Origin of the sequence: Streptomyces sp. NPDC057486 (genome assembly GCF_042802415.1) — a bacterium.
GTDB lineage: Bacteria > Actinomycetota > Actinomycetes > Streptomycetales > Streptomycetaceae > Streptomyces > Streptomyces yanii.
In genome coordinates this window covers 77546-98879 of record NZ_JBHVEE010000002.1, presented here as the reverse complement: position 1 = coordinate 98879, position 21334 = coordinate 77546, and the positions used below count along the sequence as shown (strand labels likewise).

Below are 21334 nucleotides of genomic sequence, written 5' to 3'. Positions count from 1 at the left end.
ACAGCCGGCCGGAACCGGATCGTTCGCTCCGACGTCTGTCCCCCTGATCGACCGATGGGTTGGTCGCGACGGGGCTCAACGGGCACGGGGGGACGCGGTTCATGCGGCGGGTGCGGGGAAGGCGAAGCCCATGGGGGAAGCGAGGTCCGTGGGGAATCCGCGCCCTGTCGCTGCTGCTGATGCTGGTCTCTCTGCAGCTCGGATCATTGATCAGCCCGGCGTACGCATGCGGCTGCGGGGCAATGGTCCCCGGCAAGGACGCGCACGTCACCGTGGACCGGGAGACATCGGTGGTCGGCTGGGACGGCCGCACCGAGCAGATCGTCATGCAGCTGACGGTGCGCGGGGACGCCCCGGAGGCGGCCTGGATCATGCCCGTACCGCACCGCGCCTCCGTCGAACTGGGTGATCGGGCGCTCTTCTCGGAGCTGGAAACCCTCACCGCGCCGGTCCTCGCGACCCGGCACTATTTCTGGCCACGCTCCGGGGACTGGCCGTTCGCCGGTTCCGGGGGTGGGGTGGACGCGGCAGCACCGCCGTCCGCGGCCGGCGCACCGCCGGTGGGGGTTGTCGGGCGGGAGCGGCTCGGCCCGTTCGATGTGGCGCGGCTGACGGCGACCGACCCCGAGGCGCTGCAGACCTGGCTGCGGCGGAACGGTTTCGAGTTGCCCGACCGGTTGGCGACCGCGCTGCAGCCGTACGTCGACCGGAAGTGGGAGTACGTGGCCGTCCGCCTCGCCCCCAGGGAGAAGGGTGCGCTCCTCCTGGGCGAACTCGACCCGCTGCGGCTGAGGTTCGCGAGCGACCGGCTCGTCTACCCGATGCGGCTGTCGAAGCTCGCCGCGACACCGCAGTCGCTGGGGCTGTACGTGCTGGCCGCCCACCGGATGGAGCCGGCCGGCCCGATCGGCGGGGAGGCGCCGCGCGTGACGTACGCGGGAAAGGTCGACCCGACTGATTCGACGCCCTCTGCGACGAGCTCCACGGCTACGGGGGCGATCCGGGAGCTGGCGGGCAAGAAGCCCGTGTTCGTCACCGCCATCGAGCAGTCGTTCCCGCACCCGGAGCGGATCGACGGGGATCACGAGTTGCGGGCGAGCGCCGCCGACACCCCGTACCGGACCATGACCTACCGGAACGAGCTGCTGACCGTGGCCGGCGTCCCGGCCTGGCTGCTGACCCTCCTGGGTGTCGTGCTGGTCGCGGCCGCGGCGGTGCTGCTGGGCGTCCGGGCGCACCTGCGGCGCCCTGTGCTGCCCCCGCCGCCGGTCACGGTCCCACCGCCGTTGGCGTGAGTGTGCGGCTGTGCGTGCTGCCGGTGCGGCACGCCAGGGCCGCGGGCGGTCCGTACGCCGAGTGCGGGCAACCGCTCGGTGACCTGAACGTTTGTACGCAGGGTGAATCGCGGTACAGAGATCCGCACCTCGTCCGCCACCACCGCGGTCCGCATCCGCTCGGGTGCCCAGGCGTCGGTCACGCCGAACGACCCCGGCCCGTACCGCCCGCTCGTCGCTCCCCTGCTCGTCCTGCGCTGTCGCCCCCCGAGAAACCGTTGGGCTCCCCGGTCATGCTCAGGTCACAATGGCGCACATGACCTGGACCGTGGCCCCTGAACGCTTCGACTCCCCCGACGCGAGCGCCCTGCGTCGTGACTACTACGACGAGGTCGCCAGCCGCTACTGGCAGCGGCCCGCGACCGCGGAGGAGATCGACGAGGGACTCTCCGGCGACGGCGCCGACCTGCTCACGGGGCCGACCGGCGCGTTCGTCGTCGGCAGGTTCGACGGAAATCCCGCGTCCTGCGCCGGGCTGCTGGTGGTGGACGCGGACACCGCGGAGCTCACCCGCGTGTTCGTGCGCCCCGAGTTCCGCGGCACGGGCGGCGGCGGGTTGCTGCTCGCGGCCGTCGAGAGCGCCGCGCGTGCCTTCGGCGTACGACAGATCCGGCTGGACACCCGCAACGACCTGGTGGAGGCGCGCGGGCTGTACGCCAAGCACGGCTACCGGGAGGTGCCCGCGTTCCACCGGCGACAGTACGCGGAGCACTGGTTCGCGAAGGAGCTGTGACCGGGAGCTGCCCCCGGTCCGGGGATCCCCCGGGCCCGGGTCAGCGCGCGTGGTCCCGCCTCGGCTCCGGACAGCGTGGCTGTTCCCTGCTCGATCCGGTCGTCTCGGCGGTCAGCTCCGCGACGAGTCCGACGAGGTCGGTCGGCCGCTCCGGCCCCCACCAGTCGCCCAACAGCTCGGCCAGCAACTCCTCACGCGCTTCGGCGAGTTTCACCACGGCCTCCGAGCCGCGGTCGGTGAGCACCAGCTGCACTCCTTCGCGTCGGGCCAGACCGCGCTCCTCCAGCTGTCGCACCGCCTCGCTGATCACGCGCAGCGGTACAGGGGTGGCGTCGGCGAGCAGCCCGGGTTCGACGGTGCCGTGGCGCTTGATGCGCAGCAGTATCCAGCCGGCCGCGGGCAGCAGGTCGTACCCCGCACGCTCGGTGATCCTCACATAGAGGTCGCGGCGCCCCTCGCGGGTGGCGAGCACCGACAGGGCCCTTGCGCATTCGTCGTACGAGGAACGCTCGACCGGGTTCGAGGCCAGGGTCTCGGTGCTGTCGGGAGCCGTCACGGAGCCGCGCAGCCTGTCCTCCTTGAGGAACCAGGCGAAGACGAAGGCGACCAGGACCACGGGCGCCGCGTACAGGAAGACGTCGGTGATCGAGGTCGAGTACGCGTGGATCACCGGGGCCCGCAGCACGGGCGGCAGTTGGGAGATGGCGCGCGGATCGGCGGCCAGTCGACCGGCGTCGATGCCCGGTGGCAGCGGGACGCCCGAGAGAGCCGCGCCGAGTTTGCCGGTGAGCCGGTTGGTGAAGATCGTGCCGAAGACGGCGACGCCGAACGAGGCACCGATGGAGCGGAAGAATGTGGCCCCGGAGGTCGCGACGCCGAGGTCCTCGTACGTGACGGCGTTCTGCACGACGAGTACGAGGACCTGCATCACCAGACCGAGCCCGGCACCGAAGACGAAGAAGTAGGCGCTCATCTGCCAGGTACTGCTGTTCTCCGTGAGCCGGTGCAGGAGCTGCAGGCCGATCGCGGTGATGCCGGTGCCGAGGATCGGGAAGACCTTCCACCGGCCCGTACGGCTGACGATCTGACCGGACACGGTCGAGGTGAGCAGCAGACCGAGCACCATCGGCAGCATGTGCACACCGGACAGGGTCGGCGAGATGTTGTGCACGACCTGCAGGAACGTCGGCAGATACGTCATCGCTCCGAACATCGCGAATCCGATGACGAAGCTGATCACGGCGACGAGGCTGAAGGTCCGGATCCGGAACAGCTTCAGCGGCAGTACGGGTTCGGCGGCGCGCCGCTCGACGTACACGAAGGCGATCAGCAGCACCACGCTGACGACGGCGAGTCCGATGATCTGCGCCGAGCCCCAGGCCCAGGTCGATCCGCCCAGCGAGGCGACGAGAACCAGGCAGGTGGCGACGGAGGCGATGAGGAAGGTGCCCAGGTAGTCGATGGTGTGCTTGGCCTGACGGACCGGGATGTGCAGTACGGCGGCGATGACGAGCAGGGCGACGACGCCGATCGGCAGATTGATGTAGAACACCCAGCGCCAGCTGAGGTGTTCGGTGAAGAGCCCGCCGAGCAGCGGTCCGAGAATGCTCGTCATACCGAAGACCGCGCCGAACAGCCCCTGGTACTTGCCGCGTTCGCGCGGGGCGACGATGTCACCGACGATCGCCATCGAGAGCACCATCAGACCGCCACCTCCGAGGCCCTGGAGGCCGCGGAAGGCGATCAGCTGCGGCATGTTCTGGGCCATGCCGCAGAGCGCGGAGCCGATGAGAAAGATGACGATGGCGAGCTGGAAGAGCTTCTTGCGGCCGTACTGGTCGCCGAGCTTGCCCCAGAGCGGGGTCGCGGCGGTCGACGCGAGCAGATAGGCGGTGACCACCCAGGACAGATGCTCCAGGCCGCCGAGTTCGCTGACGATGGTCGGCAGAGCGGTGGAGACGATGGTCTGGTCGAGCGCGGCGAGCAGCATGCCGAGGAGCAGGGCACCGATGGCGACCAGGACCGTCCGCTGGGAACGGCCTTCGCCAGGGGCCAGGGCCGGAGGGTTCAGCTGGTGGGCCATGAACATCTCCTCGGTTCCGCTACATCACCATCCTGGCCGTTGTGGACGGTTATGGCCTGTTGGGGCATCGCTGCGGAGGACTGCATAATCGCAGGCAGTTCAAGGGGAGGGACCCACAATGACCGGACATGTCTGCCCGGAATGCGGCACGGACGACAGAGCAACGGATGCATGGGACGGGGGACCGCACGGCAGACCTGACGCGGGGCCCGGGTGCGGGTGCGCGGAGCGCGCGGCACGGCGCGCGGCGGAGCGGGCGGAGACCGCGGCGGCAGAGGACTTCGATCCACTGCGGATCCGGCCGTACGTGACGCTGGGGGGCGACGAGGCGCCCATGGACGCCGCCCCGGGCGATCCCGCCATGACGATGCCGCTCTTCCTCGACCGGGCGACGCCCGAGGATCCGCCGCCTCTGACGCCCCTGACGCCTCTGCCGCCCCTGACGCCTCTGTCGCAGGAGAGCGCCGGGGCGGACGATCTCCGTACGGACGCCACGGCCACGGATCTGGTGGACCTGGTGGACCCGGTGCAGCCACGCCGCCGACGGCCCCTCGCGATGGTCGCGGTCGGCGCGGCCGTGATCGGCGTGGTGGGCACCGCGGCGTTCGCCGGCGGTCTGTTCGGCGGGGGCGGGGACGGGGACTCCGAGCACGACCGGGCGCTCCCGAGCGCCCGGGTGTCGAGCGTCCCCGATGCGCCCCTTTCGCCGGACGCATCGCCGTCGGCTCCGGCGTCGCCGTCCGCGTCCACCTCCCCGTCGGCTTCGGCGTCGCCGTCCGCGTCCGTCTCCGCGTCGGCGAGCACCTCGCCCTCCCCCTCCGCATCCGCTGCCTCATCGCGCCCGTCCGCCCCGTCGGCATCGGCGACGGCCTCGCAGCCCACCGGAACCTCGACGGCCCCGTCACTCGGGAAACCGGAAGGCAGCACGCTGCAGACCGGCGACCACGGTCCCGCGGTGGCCGAGCTGCAACGGCGGCTGCAGGAGGTGTGGCTCTACCAGGGACCCGACAACGGCAACTACTCGGAGCGGGTCGCGAGCGCCGTACGCGCCTACCAGTCGCAGGAGTCCATCGAGGGCGACCCGCCGGGCGTCTACGGCCCGAACACCCGGAGCGCGCTGGAGGCGGAGACGACGGGCCGCGGCCGGTCCTGAGGCGGCGACCGGCCCCGGAGAGCCATCCTTCTCCTCCCGTATTCGGAAAGGGATTCGCTTTCCCGGGCAGGTTTTTGTATCGTGATGGAACAAAGTGGCCCTCGCCTGCACTCCCTGACCGGCGGGCGGGGCCGCTTGTTCTCTTCACCCCACGTCGCCCCCTCCCCCCGCGCCCTGGAGCCCGCCGATGCCGGCCACCGTCCTCACCGCACGTGCCCTCCTGCTCGACATGGACGGCACACTCGTGAACTCCGACGCGGTGGTGGAGCGCTGCTGGCGGCGCTGGGCGCTGCGGGAGGGACTGGACCCCGAGGCCGCGCTCAAGGTGGTCCACGGGCGGCAGGGGTACGCCACCATGGCGGTCCTCCTGCCCGACCGGCCGATGGAGCAGAACTACGCCGACAACCGGGTCATGCTCGCCGAGGAGACCGCCGACACCGACGGCGTGGTCCCGATCGGCGGCGCCCCGGCCTTCATGGACGCGATCGCCACGCTCCCGCACGCCCTGGTGACCTCGGCCGACGAGGCGCTCGCCCAGGCCCGGATGACGGCGGCCGGACTGCGGATGCCGGTCACCCGCGTCACGGCGGAATGCGTCGGCGCCAGCAAGCCCGACCCCGAGGGCTTCCTCAAGGGTGCGGCCGAACTGGGCTTCGCCCCGGCCGACTGCATCGTCTTCGAGGACTCGGAGGCGGGTATCGCGGCAGGCCGGGCGGCCGGGATGCGCGTCGTGGGCGTGGGCCCGCGCGCCGCGGCACTGGCGCCGGATGCGCACGTCGGGGATCTGACGCAGATCCGGGTCGAGGCGTCGGCCGACGGCTCGACCCGTCTGCACATCCGCGCCCTCTGACCCCGCCCCGGTTCAGTCGCGGCGCAGCCGCCCCCGCGCCACCAGTTCCAGCACCGTGGCGACAGCCACCGCCTGTACGGCCATCAGCGCCACCAGGACGAACAGTTGCACAGCCCCCGCCTGAACCGGTGAGGCGCCGCCCAGCAGCATGCCCACGAACGCCCCGGGCAGCGTGACGAGCCCCACCGTCCGCGTCTGGTCCAGCCCCGGCAGCAGCGCGTCCGACGCCGCGGGCCGGGCGATCTCCAGCCGGGCATCGCGGTCGAGCAGCCCGAGCGCCATTCCCGCCTCCACCTCCCCGCGCCGCGTGGTCAGTTCGTCCAGCGCCCGCCGTCCGCCGAGTACGGTCGCGGTGAGCGCGCCCCCGATGAGAATGCCCGTCACCGGGATCAGCGCGATGCCCCGGACCGGCAGGAGCCCGGTGAGCAGCAGCAGGGCGACCGCCGGCGCCACCCCCGCGGCGATCGGCACAGCCGCCCACCACCAGGTGCGGTTCCCGGTGATCCGACGTCCGGCGGTCCGTACCGCCACGGCATACATCAGCGCCACGAAGCACAGCAGCGGCGGCAGCGAGCGGACCACCCAGCCGATGAGCACGGAGACACCGGCGAGTTGGACCGCGGCGCGCAGCCCGGCGAGGACGATCTCGCGCGACCGGCCGAGCGAGGCCCAGGCGGCGACGGCGGCGGCCGCCGCGAGCAGCACGGCGAGGACGATGCCGAGCGTGAGGTTGACCGGAAGCAGCACGCGGCAACCATAAGTCCGGCCGGCCCCGGCATTCGCGACCTGTCGATACGTCAACTGCCGCTTCCTCATATGCCTCGCGTACGGGACCGGACACCCCATAGGCCGCGAACATTCGCGTACGCCCGCACATTTCCTTCCGTACGCCCTCGCAGCGCAGCCCGCTCCGCCCCAGCCCTTGATGTGACGTGCCCATGTCGCCACCCTGTTACCTGGCGCCCACCCCACAGAAACCTGGCGCCGCCACGATGGCCGGGCTCCACAGGTCGCCCGTCCAAGGTCCCCCCACATCGAGGGAGTTCGCATGTCTGGTGTCTACGCGCGTCGCATAGGTGTGGTCGTCGCATCCGCCGCACTTGCCGCAACCACAGGGCTGCTCACCGCGCCCACCGCCCAGGCGGCCATGCCCACCCCGGTGAGCGCCTCCACCGCCCGCACCTACCTGAGCGAGCTGACCGTATCGGCGGAAGGCTCGTCGACCGGCTACAGCCGGGACAAGTTCCCGCACTGGATCACCCAGTCGGGCACCTGCAACACCCGCGAGGTCGTCCTGAAGCGCGACGGCACGAACGTGGTCCAGGACTCCAGCTGCGCCGCCGTCAGCGGCAGTTGGTACTCGCAGTACGACGGAGCCACCTGGACCGCCGCCTCCGACCTGGACATCGACCACATGGTCCCGCTCGCCGAGGCCTGGCGCTCGGGCGCGAGCAGCTGGACCACCGCCCAACGCCAGTCGTTCGCCAACGATCTGACGCGCCCACAGCTCATCGCGGTCACGGACAACGTCAACCAGTCCAAGAGCGACCAGGACCCGGCGAAGTGGCTGCCGTCGCGTACCGCGTACCGGTGCACCTACGTGCGCGCCTGGGTGCATGTGAAGCACTACTACAACCTGACCGTCGACTCCGCGGAGAAGAGCGCGCTCCAGTCGGTCCTGAACGGCTGCTGACCCCGGAACCGCCCGCCCCCTCCCCGTCGTTCCGTACGGTACGGAGCCGCCTGTACCGTACGGGCCCCGTCCGTATGTGACGAGCCCCGTCCGTGCGGGACGACGCGAGAAGGGCACCTCATGGCCGGGCTGCGCCTGGGACCACTGCTGCGATACGTCGACTGGGAGACGGGCTCCACCGCAACCGTCTGGGTGGAGGCCGACCGGCCCACCACGGTCGACGTGCGATGCGCGGACGGCGCGTCCGGCTCGTCCCGGACGTTCGCGATCGCCGGTCACCACTACGCACTGGTGGTGGTGACCGGTCTGACCCCGGACTCGACCACCGCGTACGAGGTACTGCTCGACGGCCTCCGGGTCTGGCCGCTCAAGGACTCCGGCTTCCCCGCGAGCACGATCACCACGCCACCGGCTCCGGCCGATGACACCGGGGAACGGCCCGTCCGGATCTCCTTCGGGTCCTGCCGCTGGGCCGCTCCACCCTCCGGCGAGCCCGACACCGTCGGCCCCGACGCCCTGGACGCCCTCGCCGCCCGGCTCGCCGCCGACCCGGGTGCCGCACGCCCCGACGTACTGCTCCTGCTCGGCGACCAGGTGTACGCCGACGAGATGTCGAAGGCGACCCGCCGCCGCCTCGCCGCACGCCGGGACCTGAGCGAACCGCCGGGCGCCGAGGTCGCGGACTACGAGGAGTACACCCACCTCTACGACGAGTCCTGGCGTGACCCCGAGGTGCGCTGGCTGCTCTCGACCGTCCCCAGTTGCATGATCTTCGACGATCACGACGTCGTGGACGACTGGAACACCAGCGCCGCCTGGCTCGCCGATGTCCGGGCGACCCCCTGGTGGCACGAGCGGATCGTCAGTGGGCTGGCCTCGTACTGGGTCTACCAGCACCTCGGCAATCTCTCCCCCACCGCCCTGGCCGCGGACCCGCTCTACGCCGAGGTGTGTGCCGTCCCCGACGGCACGGAGCCACTGCGCCGCTTCGCCGCCGAGGCGGACGCCGAACCCGCCGGTACACGGTGGAGCTACCGACGTGTTTTCGGCCGAATACGGCTGCTGATGGTGGACACCCGCGCGGCTCGCGTTCTCGACGAGGAGCGGCGGTCGATGCTCGACGCCGAGGAGGCGCGCTGGGTGCGCGAGGAGGCGCTCGCCGACCCCGGTTCGTACGACCATCTCCTGATCGGTACGTCGTTGCCGTGGCTGCTTCCGCCGCTCGTCCATGACGCGGAGGAGTGGGACGCCGCGCTGTGCCGGGGCGAGCGGGGTGGGCCCGGCGGGCGCTGGGCACGGTTCGGCGAGAATCTGCGCCGACGCTCCGACCTGGAACATTGGGCGGCGTTCCCCGCCTCGTTCCGCCGGTTGACCGAGCTGATCCGGGAGGCGGGGAGCGGTCCGGACGCTCCGGCGACGGTGTGCGTGCTGTCGGGCGATGTGCACCACGCGTACATCGCGGAGCCCTCATGGCCGGCCGACGCGCCGGGAGGTGCGCCCGGGGCACGCATCCTGCAGCTGACCTGCTCACCCGTGCACAACTCGATACCCGGTGCGCTCAGGGCGGGATTCCGTTTCGCCTGGAGCCGGACGGGACGGCGGCTGGGGCGGGCACTGGCACGCCACGGGCGGACGGGGCCGTCACCGATCCAGTGGCGGAAGACCGGCGGACCGTGGTTCGGCAATCAGTTGATGACCCTCACCCTGCGTGGCCGAAAAGCTGCGCTGACATTGGTTCAGGCCAAAGAGGGCAGTGCAGGTGCGCAGCTGGAGACGGTGCTGGACCGGAACCTGACCACCGACGCATAGGAAATTTTCAGCTAGTCGACAGAATGTTGAACTTGCAAGCATTGGTAAGGTTTCCCTAGGCCTCGACACCCGCATCGCCGCCTTCATCTCCTCCGGCTCCATGGCGTACGCGTACTTCAAGGTCCATCAGCCCGAGGCCCTCTTCCCGCTGCAGAACGGCGGCGAGCCGTCAGCGGTCTTCTGCTGGGTGTTCCTGCTGCTGGTCTTCACCGGCCCCGGCGCCTTCGCCCTGGACCGGCTGTTCACCCCGCGGAACGACGCGGAGCGCAGTGACGACCGCGCCCGCGAGCAGGCGTCGGCGGTCACGGTCTGATCCGAGGCCCGGTACCGGATGCCCGGCCCTCTGCGACAGTGAGGGCCGGGCACCGCTCCCCACGGTGCAGATGTGACGCGTGAGGTACACAACATCCCCCGCACATTGATGATGTGCAGGTAAACGGCAGGCGTACGCTGTACAGCTGGCCCTGCCGCTCCTGCCGCTCCCCTGCGACGTCGCGGCGTTGAAACGAATCGGGGAGTAGAAGGTGCTTGAGAGTGTGGGTGCGCTGACCGGCAGCCCATGGATCTATGCCGTGGTCGCCCTCTCGGTGCTCCTGGACGTCTTCCTGCCCGTCCTCCCCAGCGGGGTCCTGGTGATCACCGCTGCGACAGCCGCCGCCGCAGGCTCGACCACGGTCGTGGGCACGGCGGGCGGCCCCGGTGAGGTCCCCCAGGTTCCGTCGCTCCTCGCCCTGATCCTGAGCACGGCCACCGCCTCGGTGCTCGGCGACCTCGTCGCGTACCGGCTGGCCTGGCGCGGCGGCGACCGCCTCGACCGGGCGATTGCCCGCTCTCGCCGCCTCACCACCGCCCAGGAACGACTCGGCGCGGCTCTGAGCCGCGGCGGCGGAATCCTCGTCGTCATCGCCCGCTTCGCCCCGGCCGGCCGCTCGGTCGTCTCCCTGGGCGCGGGCGCGGCGCACCGCAGGGTGAAGGAGTTCCTGCCCTGGTCGGCGCTGGCCGGTGTGGCCTGGGCGGTCTACAGCGTGGGCCTCGGCTACTTCGGCGGCCAGTGGCTGGGCACGACATGGCTGGGCACTGCGGTCTCGGTCCTGGCCCTGTTCATGGCAGGCGCCCTCGCCGCGTACCTCATGCGCCGCCCCGGAGCGGCGGCCGCGACGGCTTCCGCTCCGGCACCCGCTTCGGCTTCTACGGCGTCCTGACGGCTGCCCCCCGCACCTCAAGACCGTCCATCAGTCTGACGGTCGCTGCGGCGATCTCGTCCACGGCCCGGTCGAACACCTCCTGGTTGTGCGCGGCCGGAGCCCGGAAGCCGGACACCTTCCGCACGAACTGCAGGGCGGCCGCCCGAATGTCCTCCTCGGTGGCCTCATCGGGGATGGCTGGCGGGCGAAGGGTCTTGATACTGCGGCACATGACTCCAGTGTGGACCGCCCCACTGACAACGGGCCGGAACACCCGGGTCAGCTCAGTTCGATGGCGGGGAGCGCATAGCTGCCGTCGATGATCGCGCGCCCCGGCATGCAGAACCTGAGCACGGGCCGGAACTCCCCGTCCGGCGCGGGCAGCCAGTTCGCCACCGCGGCAGGGTCCGTGGGCGTCTCCTTGCCGATGTGGACCGTCAGCGACCCGTCGGCCCCGCGCACCAGCCCGGGGGTGCGGTCCCCGAGCGAGCGTCGGCCCGCCGGGTTTGCGACGGGGTGATGGTCCGGCGCTTCGTACATGGTCACGGACCAGAACGCTTCCACCGGCGGCGGCTGCTCGAAGCGCATCACATAGGAGTGCGCACCGCTCAGCGGATTGCCGTCGGCGTCGTGGGAGGTGTGGGCGCACACCGCTTCGTACCCGTGGCTCCCCCACAGAGCCACGCGCGCCGCCACCGCTCTGACCAGGTAGGACGCCTCCCGGTCGGCGATCTTCCACTCCGGCGAGTCGATCGTCCCCACCCCGAAGTGGTCGAGGTTGTAGTCGTAGAGATGCGGATCCATCTCCCATCCCCCGCCCGTCACCGTGGTCGGCCGGGCGGCCGCCTCGACCCGCTCCCTGCCCTGCGCCATCCCCTCGGTGAGTGCGCGTACGAGGGCGGAACCGGCGGAGACGTACGGCGAGGGGCCCTCCTCCAGCAACCCCAGCGGCTGGAAGCGGTCCTGGTACGCGCAGTCGGCGGCGGCCGGCGGAAAGTCGGCCAGCCACACCCTGAGCTGCTCGAAGAACCGCAGCTCCGCCGGTACGTCGGGGTCGGGCGCCGGCAGCCCCGTCCGGTGCGTGCCGGGTTCGAGATACGTGAGCGTGTACTGCTCCTGAAGCGCCCGCACCCGCGTGATGTCGTCCGGGCCGTCGCAGACGTTGCGCCCGATGACAGAGACGACGGAGGTCGGCGCATCGATCACCCCGCGCACCCCGCCGGGCTCCCTGCCCGACCAGCCGGGCGGCACGATGAGCCAGTCACCCGCGTCCGTGCCGGTGGCCCGACGTCCCACATAGGCGAAGTTGTTGGTCCAGGTGTCCACGAACTGCAGCACGTAGTAGGCCCCGCCGGTGTCCGGGACATGCAGCCGGATCGGCCCTCCGGACAGGTCCAGCTGAGCCATCGAGCAGACGGTGTCGTGGCCGACGGGGGCGAAGTGGGTGTCGGGAGCCGCCCACTGCCCCGCGTGCGCGAAGTGGTTGAACGGAGTCGGCGCGAGCGGGCCGACGCCCTCCTGCATCGATCTCTCGACCGTCGACAGACCGGAGACCAACGGATACCCGTACACGTACGCCTCGGCGGCAAGAGCGACGAGGTCGCCCCCCTGCCCGATCGGTTCGCCCATCACCTACACACCCTCCGGGAAACGCCCGACCGGGCATCGTCGGGATCGATGGCCCACGGGTGCAGGCCGGACGTTCTCCAACAGCGGACGGCCCCGGACCCGGACCCCCTCCGCCGCAGTCACGGCCACCACTAGATGATCGCCGCCGAACGGTACGTGCACAGAGCCCAGATCACGAACGCGTCGATCGCGATGGAGATGATCGCCCAGATCGGCTGGTACGGCAGCCACATGAAGTTGGCGATCATGTTGAGCGCGGCCAGCACGACACCCGTCGCCCTGGCCCAGTCGGCACCCTTGAGGATGCCCCAGCCGACGACCAGGAGAACCACGCCGAGCACCAGGTGGATCCAACCCCAGGCCGTCACGTCGAACTTGAAGGTGTAATTGCTGATGCGCGCGTAGACGTCGTCGGACGCGATGCCGGCGATCCCCTTGATGACCCCCATGACGCCGTCCACCATCAGCAGAACACCGGCGAACATGACACCCCCGGCCGCCCAGGGATTCTCGCCCATGGGGGCGGAGGTACGGCGGGTGCCGGGGGCGGGAGCTGACTGTGCCATGGAAGTCTCCTTGGCCGGAGCGGAACGACTGAACGAATCCGACCCTGCGCGGCACCCACCCGCGCGACCACCCGGACGCGTCCGTACGGGTGACCACGTCGACGTGGCGTCAGCCATGAAAACAGCCCCCGATCAGCCAGTGCCGGGCCCGGTTCAGCGCACAGCGAGCATCGCACCGGACCGTACTGGCGCCGCGGTCGCGGGAGTACCGCCCCTCACTCATGGTCGCTGTGGTTGCGGTACCTCTCTGCTGTACTTCTGGCCGAGAGGACGGACCGATGCGGGGTGGTGGAACCGTGAGCGCAGGCAGTCGCGGAGTGCTGGGAGTCGTGGGCACGGCAGCCGATGGAGTCGAACGACTACGCACCGGCCTGGTCGAGCCGGCGATCGCCGTCGGCTGGCAGGTAGCCGTGACCCTGACCCCGAATGCCGGCCACTGGCTTCGGGCGAACGGTGAACTGGACCGACTGGAGGCCGTAACCGGCCTGCCGGTCCGCGATACGCCTCGCCTACCGACCGAGGCCCGCCCCCACCCGGTCGCCGACTGCTACGTCGTCGCCCCCGCCAGCGCGAACTTCGTCGCCAAGCTCGCGACGGGCATCGCCGACAACCAAGCACTGACGCAAGTGAGCGAGGCACTCGGCACGATCGGCGTTCCCGTCGTGGTGTTCCCACGGGTCAACGCAGCACACGTACGACACCCAGCCTGGGACGCGCATGTCGCGGCCCTACGGAAGGCGGACGTAGAGCTCATCCACGGTCCTGACGTCTGGCCGCTCCATGAACCCCGCGAAGGGCCGGCGGTTCGACAGCTCCCCTGGGCCGCGATCACGGAGTCCATCCAGCACGTGACGGCCCGGGCTGCTCGACACCCGCTTTAGGAGTTCGATCGGCCCCCCTTCTCGCGGCACTGCCGCCAGGGTGCGACTCCGTCCCGGACCGCCGCCGTCGATGTCAATACCGGATGTCAGCGGAACATCTCCCGCATCGGGCAGACTCGCAACGGCTCGCCCGGCCGGCGGCCCAGCCCCACCAGATGCCGACCGGCACACTTCCACCGCAGTCGACGGGGCGGCGAGAGTGCGCTCGCGGCAGTCTGCTTGGATGCCGGAGATGACGACGAGTTCTCCTGTTCCCCGCGCGGACGACGCCGATTCCGACCGCCTGAGGGCCCTGCTGGAACGTGCCGCCACGGGTCGGGACAGTCAGGCCTGGAGCGACCTCTGGACGGAGCTCTACCACAACGGTTCCCTGGACGTCGCCCAACCGTTGGTGCTGCACACGCTGACCGACATGGCGGAGGACGACCATGCCGACACGGCGGCTTCGGCCCTCCTCCTGGCCGGCGCCCTTCTCGTCCAGGCGGACCAGCGGTACGAGACCCGGCACCTGCGCGACCGGCACGCGCCGGAGGTCGCACGCCTGCTGGCCGCCGCAAACCGGTGGCGGGAGGTCACCGCCGACGGGAATGACTACTGCCACCTGCTTGAGGCGGTCCTGAACCTGGAGGGCGACATCCACTGGGCACAGGACTTGATCTGGGGCGTCGTCAACGAGGAATACGAACTCGAGTGCCCCGATCCCGACGGGTGCGCGTCGCTGTGGGTGATCATCGGAGAGCAGGGCTTCTTCAGCGCGGCGGAAGACCATGCCCTCTCCGACGACATCGATACCTTCCCTCTCCATCCGGCCGACCCCCGCACCCTGGAAGGTCTCGGCCGCCGCCTCTACGACCTTGCCCTGACCGACGGCCACGAGGAGGTCGCGCGCGCCCTGACTTATGCCTTCGGTGAGGCGACCTGCCCAGAATGCGAGCAGCGCCTCTCCGTCGTCGGGCAGGTCATCGCCAGTTCTGGCTGAGAACCGTGTGGGGTGGCGGGGTTTGAAACCCACGACCTCTTCGTCCCGAAGGAACTCGGCTGGGCGCTCGACATCGGCCGACTGTTCCTCTCACCTGCGGCGCTGGTGCACAGACGTCCGCGCTTGCCCGCCGATGTGCGTCGGCGTCGTCACGCAGTTGGACACTCCCCCGGGATGCGACCCGGCGTTCAGAAGACACGGGCGCCACCGTCGAGCGCGTACCGCCGCAATCGTGGCGGGCGCCGCCGACGGTCGCGCGGATCCGCCGCCGTCCGCCCTCGTTGCCTCAGGACTGACGTCACTGCCGCTGTCGCGACGGCTCCGGAGAGTGCCTTGAGCCCGCTGGGTTCGAGCCGCTCGGAAGGCCCGCCACCGCTCACGGTCCACCCCCGAGGCCGCGCCTGCGTGGTTGCTGCCCTCACCGTCTCCTGCGGTCGCGGGGCGATCCGTAGCAGTGCAGTGTGGAAGGCGTGGGCTCCAGGCAGGGACGTGAGGGTCTCGGGCAGCCGTGGCAGCCGAGCCACCTGCTGCTGCTTATCCCTGTTGTGCTCATCATTGTGATCACTGTCTCGGACATCGCGAGCGGGCCGAACATAGTTCTCGGTCCCCTGCTGGTGGTCGCGCCCACGCTCACCGCGTGGTTCGCGGGCCCCTGGACGACGGGCGGCATCGGGGTCCTGGCCTTGGTGGGCGAGGCGATCAGCGGCTGGCAGACCGGAACGGTGTCCTCGCGGAACGTGGTGGTGGAGATGCTCGCCATCGCGGTGATCACCTCGTTGATCGTGTTCCTGTGTGCGGTGCGCGACCGGCACGCACGCCAGATGGCTCAGGTCCGATCGGTCGCGGAGGCCGCCCAGCAGGTGCTGATGTGGCCGCTGCCGAGCCGGCTCGGCCCGCTGCGACTCGCCTGTGTTTATCTGGCTGCCGAGGAGGAGGCCAATATCGGCGGCGACCTGTATGCCGCCGCCCGCACCGGCAGCGCGGCCCGCGTGATGATCGGCGACGTGCGGGGCAAGGGCCTGCCCGCCCTGGGCGAGGCCGCCCTCCTGCTCGGTGCCTTCCGCGAAGCCACCCACCAGCACGCCTCCCTGCCCGACCTGGCCGCTTCCCTGGAACGGAGCATGACCCGCTACCTCGCCGACTTCGAACCGGAGGGCGAGGCGGGAGAACGCTTCGTGACCGCTCTTCTGCTCGAGATCGCCGATGCCGAGCCCGTGGTCCGCATGACCAGCTGCGGTCACCCGGCGCCTCTGCTGCTCGGCCCGGGCAACACCGTCCACGTGCCCCGCCTCCACCCCGGGCCCCCACTTGGCGTCGGCGTCACGGATCCCGGCAACCTCGTCGTCGATGTCCTGCCCTTCGGCCCTGAGGACACGCTGGTCCTGTACACCGACGGTGTCATCGAAGCCCGTGACCACAACGGCGTCTTCTACCCGCTCGCGGAACGCGCAGCGCAGTGGACCGACCACCCTCCCGAGGCACTGCTCCGCCGCATCGAACGCGACCTGCTCGCCCACACCGGCGGACGCCTCGGCGACGACGTCGCCCTCCTCGCCATCCGCCGGGACCACACCCCGCACCTTCAACACGTCCAGCGCGACTCGTCGGCATCAGCAGGCAGCAGCCGTGGGACATAGCCGCCGAGGGCGCGGGCGAGTTCCACTTCCCTGGCCGCAGCCATCGCGCGCATGGTCTGCCGGCGGACCGGGCGCGTCCAGGCCGCACTGCGCGGCCCGTGCCGCCCGCCCGCTGCCCGGAAGAGCCCCGGGACGCGAGCGGGCGGGTACGGTCACCTCACGCGGGCCGTAATCACTGGACGTCCACGAAGTCCAGGCGGCTGTAGCTGTAGAAGTGACTCCATTCGTCGCCGTCGTACTTGGCCTGCCAGTCGCCGTCCTTGGCCGCCGTGAACGTCTTCGTGAACCTGCCGTCCTTGCCCGTCACGGCGACGCCGGCCCCGCGCCAGGTGGTCGTGCCCTTCGCGCGGAAGTAGATGTCGATCCGCGCGCCGGCGAACGCGGACCACTGCCCGTTGTCCTCGTTCTTCGTGTTGAGCTTGCCGGTGATCACGAGGGGGGCGCCCGCCTTGACCGGCTCGGGGCTCGCGTTGAACTCCGGGAAGGCGGTCATCTGGCGGTACACCGAGTACGACTCCGGGGCGGGGCCGGCCGGGATCTGCTTGGTGCCGGGGAACTGGAACCGCCAGACGCCCACGCCCTGGTAGGGCAGGTCCGCGGCCGTGACCGTGCGGGAGCTGTCGCCCGCGATGGCGGGGCTGTCGATGGTCTTCTTGGTGACCCAGGTCGTGGTGCCCTTCGCCTTGAACTGGAGGTTCACCTTCAGGGTCGTCGCGGCCGGGAGGTCGTAGCGGTCGAAGATGCCCGACACTGTGACCTTCTTGTACCGGCTGACGGTGACCGTGGGGAGCCTGTGGAAGCCCGCGCTCGTCGTCGGGTCCGGGGTGACGTACGCGTACCTGGTCGACAGCCATGGCGTACCCAGGAGGGCGATCGTCTGCCGTCGGGTACCGTCGACGGGGACCTGGGTGGTGAAGCGCCCGTCCTCCCCGGTCTTGAAGGTCCGTACGGTGTACACCGACATGGGCGTGCCGACGGGGACCGGCTTGGAGACGCCGCTGCTGTCACGGTAGGTGGCCCGGCCGGTCAGCGGGGCGTCCGTCCCGTCCGCGCCCCTCACCGTGGGCGAGTCCAGCGTGATGTCGGTCGCGGCGTAGCCGACCTCGACCTGGCGGGTCAGACCGTGCGCGGCGTCCGCGCCGGCTGGCCGGAGGGCCATCCTGACGTCGTTCTGCCACGTCGTCGTGTCGTGCTTCTCCGTGCCCGTGAAGGTGAAGGGCGTCTCGACATGACCTGCGGCATCGGTGGTCAGTCCCGTCCTCGCCGCGGTCGTCTCCAGCACCAGCCGGCCGTTCGCCATCGGCGTCTCGGAGCCGTCGCGCGGGTCGCGCAGCGTCGCGTCCGCCTTGACGGTCACCGTCCTGTGCTCCAGGTCCGGCTTCCCGCTCACCTCGAACGTCTTGACCTGCGGGATCAGGTGATAGTCGAATACCGCCTCGTCCTTGTGGAGAATCGTTTCCCCCTCGGTGCCGTCGTACTCGACGTCCACCGCGTACCGGCCCAGGTCCGCCAGGCGCAGCGGGGAGGTCTCGACGGCGGTCTCACCGGGGTCGTCCTGGCAGGACGGGTTGCAGGGGTCCGTGTCCTCCAGGAAACCGAACTCGGTGATGGTCGCCACCGGGGTGTCGGTGCCCGTCTTGCGCAGGAGCACCTTCAGGTCCTTCGGCAGCGTACGCGTACCGAAGTCCACGTAGATCCGGGTCTCGTCGGCCCGGACCGAGGGGCCCGACGGGTGCGGGTCGGCCGCCTGTGCCGCCGTCGGAACCGCGAGCACGCCACCGAGCGCGCCAAGTGTGCACAGCGCCGAGAGAGTGCGTCTTCTCATGTGTTCCCCCCAGGGAATCAAGATCTAATCAGCCCTTCCAGACCTCTGGAAGGGCTGGAAGGTTGCAGGGACAACCAAAGCGAGTGTTGGACGGGCGTTTGCCGGGTGTTTGCCGAGATACGTGAACGGGTGCCGGGCGTGCCGTACGGGAGGGTGCCGTCGGCCACCGCTGGAAGGAACTCGGGTTGCCCCAGTTCGCCAGGGTGGCAGCCGTGCCCGCCGGCGCGCGTGGAAGATTCCCGCGGGCGGAGGTGTGGTCGCTCCGGGCGGGCTCATGGTCGTTGGCCTTGCTTTTGCCTTTGCGGACTGAGCGGGACGTCGTGCACGCGCACCGCATGCACGACGCCGATCCGCTGAGCCGGCAGATTTACGTGGGCAGGTGCCGCCGGGCCTCCCCCGCTCTCTGTGGTTCACCACGGCTTTCAGGGGGGCGGGCGGGCATCCGGGCCCGCGATCCCGCCCCGCCTGAAAAGCCATCCCCAGCAAAACTTGAGAGTTAAGGGAAAATAGCGTCCGCCGGGGATCGCTCGCCCCCTCTGACCTACACTTTTCCTGCCGCCGCTGAACAGAATGTGCAGCGTCCGGCCACCCTCCGCTACCAAGGGCGCGTTTCCGCAGGTCAACACGGCTCTTGCATTGGGCCGGTTACGGACGCTGCCCCCTCCGGAACAACGAAGAGACCACCCATCCAGCTGGGGTGGTCTCTTCGTTCCAGGGCCTGTCCGACGGGTCGCGTCACCAACCGCGCACCCGACAACACCGTCACCCGAATGGCGCAACACGACGTGCCACCCCCATTGGTGAAGATCAAGCTGACTAGTGCCCCAACCGAGGCAATGCGTGAAAGGGGAACCAAATGCGCATTGAACGAATCCTCGCCGCCGTCATCGCCACGGCAGCCCTAGCCGGACTCGGCCTCACAGGCGTCGCCACCGCCACCGCCGCCACCGCACAGGGTGCCCCAACCTACGTCACCCCTTCTGAGTGCAGGCAGGGCGGCGGAATGCCCGATCTGGCGGACAACCTCTGCAAGGGCGGTACGCACAACGGGGAGCAGATCGACTAAAACCCCACAAGGCGCCCCGCAGCCACGCGCCGCGGGGCGCTCGCGCGTAGCCGGGAGAGTCGCAGGGACTGTGCCGACCCGTCGGGCACGCTAGTGCTGCGACCGGAAAGGTTTCGAACCGTCATGATCGTCGGCGACAACGTGATCTACCCGATCCGCTGCGCCAAAACAGATCTACCTGTCACCGCAGCACGACTCCGGCGAGCTACGGGCCTACGCGCTGACCTCATCCGACGTCACGGACCTGAACCCATGCAGGGCGAACTAGACCTGGGACTTGAAGAACTAGAGGAGCAAGAGGCTCATCGAGACCTCGGCCAACTTCCGCCGAACGCGGGGCTGGTCCTCGTCGCCCACGCCTGCTCCATGTCCCATGGGGTGATGCGACTTGCGTGGGGTGCTGCGGAGCTGCGCCGCCGGAACAACATCCCGCCGCCTGTGGCTGCGGGCCCTGGAGACGACCGGCCTGGGAGACGTCCACTTCCACGATCTGCGCCACACCGGGAACACCCTCGCCGCGACCGGCGGTGCGACCACGCGCGAGCTGATGCAACGGATGGGCCACTCGTCAGTGCGTGCCGCGCTGATCTACCAGCACCTGGTGAACGGCCGTGACCACACGATCGCCGCTCACGTCGACGAGCAGATCAAAAAGGTCCGGCCGGCAGAGCCCGGCGACGCATCCGGCACGATGCCTCTCCCCCGCTTCCGCGGCTGAGGAACGAACAAGGCCCAGGCCCTCGGTTCGGTACCGGTGACCTGGGCCTTCGTCGTGCTTCCTTGTGGTGGGCGCGGACGGTTTCGAACCGCCGACATCTGCCTTGTAAGTTCGATCGCTCTGCAGCTTGGCCTCCCAGAACGCGCCCACGTGGCTGCCTGCCATTCCGGCTTGCGTTGCTGCAGTCCGCCTTCGTTCAGCGTCGTTGATGTCAGTTGATCGGGGAGCTCTCCGGTTGGGAACCTGCGACCCGCTTTCATCGCGCGCGCCGCCGGGCCGTGACTGGCGTACACGCCATTGGCCACCGTTAGCAGGCTGCTGCAGGCGTCCCGTCGCACCTGTCGACGCCAATGACTGTGCTGAACGCGGCCCTGGCTACGCCCCGTAATCCATGCTGAGGCGATTGCACCGGCGGCACCCACTGCCGCTCCTATTACTCCCGCACAGACGCCTACGAGCGCCACACCACCAGCATCCATAGGAACAGTTTGGCGGTGTCGTCCTCCGCGTCGGAGGTGAACGGGGAGTTCCTTCCGGCGGCCCAAGGGCCGGGTATGCGACTCGCTAGCGTCCTGCGCAGCGTCCGGCATCGACTTTCCTGGTACGGCAGGGTGCACCGGTGTTGCCGTCAAAGACTGCAGTCAGACCAGCGGTCTCGATGTCCTCCGGCGACAGAGTTCTTCAGGTGGTCACGTCACCTGAATGGCTGCCGCGATTCCCGACCATTCCGATCACGTGCCCGAGGGTCGTGGCCCCCGCTCCGACGCTGCCCAAGGGTCGTGGCACCCTGCTCCGATGCTGCCCGAGCGCGGTCCCATAGCGGGCGGCGGTCAACGGCACATCCCGTCCGACGACACATGATGTGGCGTCAGTATGTATTTGGCGAAGGGCTACTGAGTTCACGTCAGGCATTGATCTCACAGCCTCAAAGGCAGGTTCGGCAGCCGTGTGGCGGCGCCGCGAACTGGGTCGCTTCTCTACCGCCCTCGGGAGACATCCGCCGAGGTGTCACGCACCCACACGAGGGCTGTCACTGTCTGTGCATGAACGAGCACTCTTAGGCTGATCTAGGTACGTTCATAGAGGGTTCTGATCGATCACCCCAGTCCACGCCGGATTGCCCAAGGGGTCCCACCCCAGCTGCATGAATGTCTTCGGTGCCGTTGGGGCCGATCTCAGGCAACCAATGGGCTG

Annotated in this window: 18 protein-coding genes and 1 pseudogene; 13 read left to right on the top strand and 6 right to left on the bottom strand. The window is 69.9% G+C overall.

Going from position 1 to position 21334, the window contains the following annotated elements:
- The first annotated feature begins 179 nt into the window (after window positions 1-179).
- Both ACFU6I_RS02055 and ACFU6I_RS02050 read left to right on the top strand, forming a co-directional pair.
- Window positions 180-1295: a DUF2330 domain-containing protein gene (locus ACFU6I_RS02055; RefSeq protein ID WP_384360379.1), complete on the top strand. Its 1116-nt coding sequence runs from the start codon at window positions 180-182 to the stop codon at window positions 1293-1295.
- 295 nt (window positions 1296-1590) lie between these two features.
- Window positions 1591-2067, top strand: coding sequence for a GNAT family N-acetyltransferase (locus ACFU6I_RS02050; RefSeq protein ID WP_384360377.1), 477 nt, complete (start codon window positions 1591-1593; stop codon window positions 2065-2067).
- A gap of 40 nt (window positions 2068-2107) precedes the next feature.
- On the opposite strand, the gene ACFU6I_RS02045 is transcribed toward ACFU6I_RS02050, so the two are convergent.
- Complete coding sequence (locus ACFU6I_RS02045) at window positions 2108-4150, bottom strand: MFS transporter (protein WP_384360375.1); 2043 nt, start codon at window positions 4148-4150, stop codon at window positions 2108-2110.
- Between the two features lie 118 nt (window positions 4151-4268).
- Between ACFU6I_RS02045 and ACFU6I_RS02040 the strand changes: the two genes are divergently transcribed.
- On the top strand, window positions 4269-5303 hold the full coding sequence (locus ACFU6I_RS02040; RefSeq protein WP_384360373.1) for a peptidoglycan-binding protein: 1035 nt from the start codon (window positions 4269-4271) through the stop codon (window positions 5301-5303).
- A gap of 187 nt (window positions 5304-5490) precedes the next feature.
- Window positions 5491-6153: an HAD-IA family hydrolase gene (locus ACFU6I_RS02035; protein ID WP_384360371.1), complete on the top strand. Its 663-nt coding sequence runs from the start codon at window positions 5491-5493 to the stop codon at window positions 6151-6153.
- Window positions 6154-6165: 12 nt separating this feature from the next.
- Here the strand turns inward: ACFU6I_RS02035 and ACFU6I_RS02030 are convergent, their stop codons facing one another.
- The gene (locus ACFU6I_RS02030) at window positions 6166-6900 is read right to left on the bottom strand and encodes an ABC transporter permease (RefSeq protein WP_384360369.1); all 735 of its coding nucleotides are present in this window, start codon (window positions 6898-6900) and stop codon (window positions 6166-6168) included.
- 301 nt (window positions 6901-7201) lie between these two features.
- Between ACFU6I_RS02030 and ACFU6I_RS02025 the strand changes: the two genes are divergently transcribed.
- From ACFU6I_RS02025 to ACFU6I_RS02010, 4 genes and pseudogenes are all read left to right on the top strand, one after another.
- Window positions 7202-7846 carry an HNH endonuclease family protein gene (locus ACFU6I_RS02025; protein ID WP_376334010.1) on the top strand — a complete coding sequence of 215 codons (645 nt, stop codon included), beginning with the start codon at window positions 7202-7204 and terminating at the stop codon, window positions 7844-7846.
- A 120-nt stretch (window positions 7847-7966) separates the two neighbouring features.
- Complete coding sequence (locus ACFU6I_RS02020; protein ID WP_384360367.1) at window positions 7967-9655, top strand: alkaline phosphatase D family protein; 1689 nt, start codon at window positions 7967-7969, stop codon at window positions 9653-9655.
- A 49-nt stretch (window positions 9656-9704) separates the two neighbouring features.
- A pseudogene (locus ACFU6I_RS02015) lies at window positions 9705-9968 on the top strand (DoxX family protein); the annotation flags it as partial.
- 211 nt (window positions 9969-10179) lie between these two features.
- Entirely contained in the window at window positions 10180-10857 is a 678-nt protein-coding gene (locus ACFU6I_RS02010; RefSeq protein WP_384360365.1) for a DedA family protein, read from the top strand.
- Here the strand turns inward: ACFU6I_RS02010 and ACFU6I_RS02005 are convergent.
- The 3 genes from ACFU6I_RS02005 to ACFU6I_RS01995 all read right to left on the bottom strand — a co-directional run bounded on the left by ACFU6I_RS02005 (window position 10844) and on the right by ACFU6I_RS01995 (window position 13034).
- Window positions 10844-11071, bottom strand: coding sequence for a DUF2277 domain-containing protein (locus ACFU6I_RS02005; RefSeq protein ID WP_384360363.1), 228 nt, complete (start codon window positions 11069-11071; stop codon window positions 10844-10846). The two genes, ACFU6I_RS02010 and ACFU6I_RS02005, sit on opposite strands and share 14 nt — an antisense overlap.
- Before the next feature lie 47 nt (window positions 11072-11118).
- Window positions 11119-12468: a DUF1254 domain-containing protein gene (locus ACFU6I_RS02000; RefSeq protein WP_384360361.1), complete on the bottom strand. Its 1350-nt coding sequence runs from the start codon at window positions 12466-12468 to the stop codon at window positions 11119-11121.
- A 131-nt stretch (window positions 12469-12599) separates the two neighbouring features.
- Window positions 12600-13034 carry a hypothetical protein gene (locus ACFU6I_RS01995; protein WP_384360359.1) on the bottom strand — a complete coding sequence of 145 codons (435 nt, stop codon included), beginning with the start codon at window positions 13032-13034 and terminating at the stop codon, window positions 12600-12602.
- 296 nt (window positions 13035-13330) lie between these two features.
- On the opposite strand from ACFU6I_RS01995, the gene ACFU6I_RS01990 reads away from it, so the two are divergent.
- The 3 genes from ACFU6I_RS01990 to ACFU6I_RS01980 all read left to right on the top strand — a co-directional run bounded on the left by ACFU6I_RS01990 (window position 13331) and on the right by ACFU6I_RS01980 (window position 16531).
- Complete coding sequence (locus ACFU6I_RS01990) at window positions 13331-13915, top strand: flavoprotein (RefSeq protein ID WP_384360357.1); 585 nt, start codon at window positions 13331-13333, stop codon at window positions 13913-13915.
- Window positions 13916-14147: 232 nt separating this feature from the next.
- Entirely contained in the window at window positions 14148-14894 is a 747-nt protein-coding gene (locus tag ACFU6I_RS01985; RefSeq protein WP_384360355.1) for a hypothetical protein, read from the top strand.
- A gap of 557 nt (window positions 14895-15451) precedes the next feature.
- A complete protein-coding gene (locus tag ACFU6I_RS01980) occupies window positions 15452-16531 on the top strand; it encodes a PP2C family protein-serine/threonine phosphatase (RefSeq protein ID WP_384360353.1) in 1080 nt (359 codons plus the stop codon).
- Window positions 16532-16703: 172 nt separating this feature from the next.
- On the opposite strand, the gene ACFU6I_RS01975 is transcribed toward ACFU6I_RS01980, so the two are convergent.
- Entirely contained in the window at window positions 16704-18356 is a 1653-nt protein-coding gene (locus tag ACFU6I_RS01975) for a hypothetical protein (RefSeq protein WP_384360351.1), read from the bottom strand.
- Window positions 18357-19212: 856 nt separating this feature from the next.
- Here ACFU6I_RS01975 and ACFU6I_RS01970 point away from each other — a divergent pair.
- Window positions 19213-19422: a hypothetical protein gene (locus ACFU6I_RS01970; protein WP_384360349.1), complete on the top strand. Its 210-nt coding sequence runs from the start codon at window positions 19213-19215 to the stop codon at window positions 19420-19422.
- A gap of 397 nt (window positions 19423-19819) precedes the next feature.
- On the top strand, window positions 19820-20140 hold the full coding sequence (locus ACFU6I_RS01965; RefSeq protein ID WP_384360590.1) for a tyrosine-type recombinase/integrase: 321 nt from the start codon (window positions 19820-19822) through the stop codon (window positions 20138-20140).
- Window positions 20141-21334 lie beyond the last annotated feature (1194 nt).